The 2183-nt window shown below is 71.7% G+C and carries 1 protein-coding gene and 1 pseudogene; one reads left to right on the forward strand and one right to left on the reverse strand.

The window, feature by feature from the left end; all coding sequences use genetic code 11:
* Positions 1 to 47 precede the first annotated feature (47 nt).
* Positions 48 to 1565 (reverse strand): alpha/beta hydrolase, encoded by a 1518-nt coding sequence (locus DBR34_RS04060; protein WP_258223652.1) that lies wholly within the window; start codon positions 1563 to 1565, stop codon positions 48 to 50.
* Between the two features lie 163 nt (positions 1566 to 1728).
* Here DBR34_RS04060 and DBR34_RS22105 point away from each other — a divergent pair.
* Positions 1729 to 2183: pseudogene (locus DBR34_RS22105) on the forward strand (ATPase); the annotation flags it as partial.

The raw sequence follows: 2183 nt of genomic DNA on the forward strand, positions 1-2183 counted from the left end.
GTGTGAGCCGGCCACGCAGCGTGCCGGCTCCCCGCCCCGCCCTGCCCTCAGCGCGGCAGCGAACGCAGCATCGCCGCCTGGTCGGTCACAAAGGCCGGCGGCGGCAGGTCCAGCACCGCGTCGCGGACCGCCTGGCCCACCAGGAAATCGGCGATGGTGCCGGCAATGGCCGGTTGCCCGAGCCACATTTCGTTGTCGTGGCTGGCGCCGCGCACCAGCAGCCACGTGTTGTTGGCGAAGCCCGGCCGCAGCGCTTCGGCGTTGGCCGGCGGGGTCCGCCCGTCCAGCGTGCCACTGATGAACAGCACCGGCACCGCGCTCCGCAGCGGAGCCCGGAACGCGTCACCCAGATCAACCAGCCCCAGCCCGTCGCCCAGCATCGGGAACGGGAAGTTCAACGCATCACCGAACAGGCTGGTACGCGCCTGTGCCTCGGCCAAGGCACGCCGCTGCGGACTCTGGCCGGAGGCCACGTCCATCGCCAGCGACATCGCGCCGAACTGGCCAAACTCACCGCGCAGCAGCAGCACGATGTCGGCCAGCGGACTGTAATCGCCGCGCTCGGCCTGGCGCAGCGCAAACGGCAGCCACTGCTGGGTGGTGCGGCGGCCGAGCATGGCCGCCATCGCCAGCTGCAGGTCATAGGCACCGATGGTGACCTGTTTGTCCGGGTGGAGCAGGCTCCTGCCCTGGGCGGGCTGCTGGCGTAACGTGGCCAGTACCCGCGTGGCAGAGCCGGTCAGATCCTCGAAACCCGCATCGGCCGCTGCCCCACCCAACTGCGCCAGCAGCGCATCCGCCGCCAGCGGCAGCTTCAGGGTATCGTCCGGGCCTTCGCTGCCCATCAACACCACCCGCTCCAGCCGGTCGCCGTGCAGGCGCACCGTGGCCAGTGCCAGGTGGGTGCCGTAGCTCATCCCCCACAGGCTGATCTTCGGCACGCCCAGGGCGCGCCGCAGGTCCTCGATGTCGCCGGCGCTTTCCACCGTGGTGTACGCGCCCAGATCGACCCCGGCCTGTTTCCAGAACGCGACACAACGCGCTGCGGTGTCACGCAATGCGGCCAGCGCGGCGTCGCGCTGCAACGGTTGCGCGTCATCGAACTGCTGCACATGCGGGCATGTCGGCGGTGGCTCGGACGCGCCGGCGCCGCGTTGGTCCAGCAACAGCACGTCGGTGTCGCGCCGGACCCGGTCGAACACCGGCCAACGTGGCCCCCGCGCAGTCCCGATACCCGAGCCACCCGGCCCACCGGCGAGATACACAACGGGTGCCGCGCGGCCGTCGCCCGCCGTCGCCCGCAGCCGGACCACGCGCAGACGCATGCGCGGCCCGTCCGGCGCCGCGTGGCGGCGCGGCACATCGAGGTAAGCCGCTTCCGCTGCGATCGTGCCGTGCGCCTGGGTCTGGTAGGCATAGGGTTCGAACACCAGCGGCGCCGCCGTGTCAGCGGCCAGCACCGGGTCAACGGCGGCGAAGGTCAGGCACAGGGTTGCCAGCCGCGTGGCCATGCCGTGCAGGCAGGAACGGGGACGATCAGCGTGCAGCATCGAAGCATGGGTCATGGCGGGCTCCAGGGAAGATGAAACAGCGGACCGCGCACCGGGGTGGCGCGGCACATCAACACACCCCCAGCATCTGCCGCCCTCGGGCGGAGAAGGCGTTCGCGTCCGCCCAACGGCTCCACGCGGGGGACCAATGTCTCCACGCAGCCGATACGATGGCCGCATGCAGATCCTCCGAACCCTCACCACCCTGGTTGTACTGGTTGCCGCGGTCACCGCCTGGCTGGTGGCGGCAGCACCGCCTGCCGGCCTGCGCTATCTGGAACCGACGGCGATGGCACCGGCGGCGTCGGCGGATGTGCCCTCCACGCCGCCCGACGGCCTGCCCTGGCGCGCGGTGGATCAACGCGAACTGGCACGCTGGCGCGGCCCCTACTGGCTGCGCTGGGAGGTGCCTGCCACCGCAGCGGAACAACCGGCCGACCGCACGCTGCGGCTGTCCGTGCGCGCGGCCAGCCAGCCGTACTGGAACGGCCGGCCCCTGCCCGCCAATGGCACGGTCGGGGCTACCGCCAACGAGGAGCGACCCGGGCAGGTCGACGTCCTGCGCGCGTTGCCCGCTGCGCCTGCCGCTGGCACCGACACGCTGCTGGTGCTCGCCTCCAGCCAGTATCACCG

The organism is Stenotrophomonas sp. HMWF003, from assembly GCF_003061285.1.
Taxonomy (GTDB): Bacteria; Pseudomonadota; Gammaproteobacteria; order Xanthomonadales; family Xanthomonadaceae; genus Stenotrophomonas; species Stenotrophomonas maltophilia_AP.

What these genes read in the sequence shown, in the direction of transcription:
- DBR34_RS04060 (WP_258223652.1), bottom strand. Translation starts at nt 1,565, where the DNA reads ATGACCCATGCTTCGATGCTGCACGCTGATCGTCCCCGTTCCTGCCTG.